The organism is Streptomyces sp. NPDC020875 (assembly GCF_040641415.1).
Classification (GTDB): Bacteria; Actinomycetota; Actinomycetes; order Streptomycetales; family Streptomycetaceae; genus Streptomyces.
The window spans coordinates 1-2,122 of record NZ_JBFADP010000136.1; the positions used below are offsets into that span (position 1 = coordinate 1).

Below are 2,122 nucleotides of genomic sequence, written 5' to 3' on the forward strand. Positions count from 1 at the left end.
GGGGTGGTGAACTGCTCGGCAGGGAGTGAACTCTAGTGTGCATGTGCGTGTTTGAGTGTGCGTTATGATCTGTGTATGAACCTCAAGGAGTGGGCGAAGGCGAACGGTGTGCATCCGCATACCGCCTACCGCTGGTTCCGTGAGGGCACGTTGCCGGTACCCGCTACGCGTGTGGGGCCGCGCACGATCCTGGTGAACGTGGAAGCGAACTCGACCCCGCCGGCTCCTGCCTGCGGGGTCGGCCTGTATGCCCGGGTCTCCTCTCACGACCAGAAGCGGGATCTGGAGCGTCAGGTCGCCCGGCTGGCCGGATGGGCGGCGAAGGCCGGGCACCAGGTCGTCCGTGTCGAGTCCGAGATCGGCTCGGGCATGAACGGTTCCCGGATGAAGGCGCGTCGGCTGCTGGCCGATCCGAAGGTGACGACCGTGGTGGTCGAGCACAGGGACCGGCTGGGCCGGATGAACGTCGAGCTGGTCGAGGCCGCCCTGTCCGCGACGGGACGACGGCTGGTCGTGCTCGATGACGGTGAGGTCGAGGACGACCTGGTGCGCGACATGGTCGAGGTCCTGACCTCGTTCTGTGCCCGCCTGTACGGGCGCGGGTCGGCGAAGAAACGCGCCCGCAAGGCACTCGAAGCGGCGGCCTGCGGTGAGTGAGAAGCAGCTCCGCCCCATCGAGGCGCCGTTCGTTGCGCTCGGCCCGTCCGGGGTCGCGATACGCACCCGCCTCAAGGAGCTCACCCCGGCCGACGAGAAGGTGCTCCGGCTGATGGGTTGGCATCTGGGCCGGCTCGCGTCCCGGGACCTTGCCGTGCGGTGCGCCCAGGGTCTGGAGCACGACAAGGACACGTGGGCGGTACGGAAGCAGGGCCTGACCGGCGAGTCGTCGTCGCGTTGGGCGGGGTCGATCACGAAGGCGTCGCACGATCAGTGGGCGCTCTCCCGCCGCTGCCAGCTCGCGCACATCAAGGACCTCGAAGCCGGGGTCCGCATGCTGATGCACCGGCTGTCCCTCCCGCTCGGGGAGAAGGGCACCAAGCGTGCGCCGGGCGGATACCGCACGAAGCAGGAGTGGTTCCAGAAGTCGCGGCGCCTGGCCGTGCTGGAGCGCCGCCTCGATGTCGCTCGCGCGGAACGTGAGGCGGGGGTCGTGCGGGTGGTGCGGGGTGGCCGACGGCTGCTGAACACCCGCCACAACCTGGACGCCGCGCAGCTGACCGAGGTCCAGTGGCGGGAACGCTGGGAGGCCGAGCGGTGGTTCCTCGCCGCGGACGGCGAGTCCGGAAAGCGGTACGGCAACGAGACCATCCGGATCACGCCCGACGGCGAGGTCTCGATCAAACTGCCCGCGCTGCTCGCGCACCTGGCGAATGCACCCCGCGGCCGGTACCGGCTGCCCGCCCGGGTGGCGTTCGCGCACCGCGGCGCCGAGTGGGCCGACCGCATCGAGGCGAACCGGGCCGTCGCCTACCGCATCCACCTGGACGCCGAGCGGGGCCGCTGGTATCTGACCGCGGCCTGGCAGAAGCCCGTGGTCAAGACGATCCCGCTCGATGCCGCGCGCGCGGCCGGGATGGTCGGGGTCGACACGAACGCCGACCACTTCGCCGCCTACCGGCTCGATCGGCACGGCAACCCGGCCGGTGGTCCCAAGCGGTTCTTCTACGACCTGTCCGGCACCGCCGACCACCGTGACGCCCAGGTCCGCCACGCCATCACCCAACTGCTGCACTGGGCGAAGCGGTGCGGCGTCGCCGCGATCGGCCTGGAGAACCTCGACTTCGGCGAGGAGAAGACCCGGGAGAAGCACGGCCGCAAGAAGCGGTTCCGGCAGCTGATCTCCGGCATCCCCACCGCCCAGCTCCGCGCCCGGCTCGTCTCGATGGCCGCAGAGCAGGACCTGGCCGTCGTCGCCGTCGACCCGGCCTACACCTCCAAGTGGGGCGACGAGCACTGGCGCAAGCCCCTCACCAGCAAGACCCGAAAGATGTCCCGACACGACGCCGCGAGCGTCGCGATCGGGCGACGCGCCCTCGGACACCCGATCCGGCGACGGACGGCACCGCCCCACGACGACCAGAGCGATCGTCGTGGGCATCGGACCGCCCAGGCCGGACCGGGT

Annotated in this window: 2 protein-coding genes; both read left to right on the plus strand. The window is 70.5% G+C overall.

Annotated elements, in window-relative coordinates; translation table 11 throughout:
• Window positions 1-75 precede the first annotated feature (75 nt).
• Entirely contained in the window at window positions 76-657 is a 582-nt protein-coding gene (locus AB0G74_RS34300; protein WP_361154635.1) for an IS607 family transposase, read from the plus strand.
• The coding region (locus AB0G74_RS34305) for an IS200/IS605 family accessory protein TnpB-related protein (protein WP_361154638.1) at window positions 650-2,122 on the plus strand (1,473 nt) is incomplete at its 3' end. The genes AB0G74_RS34300 and AB0G74_RS34305, both read left to right, overlap by 8 nt.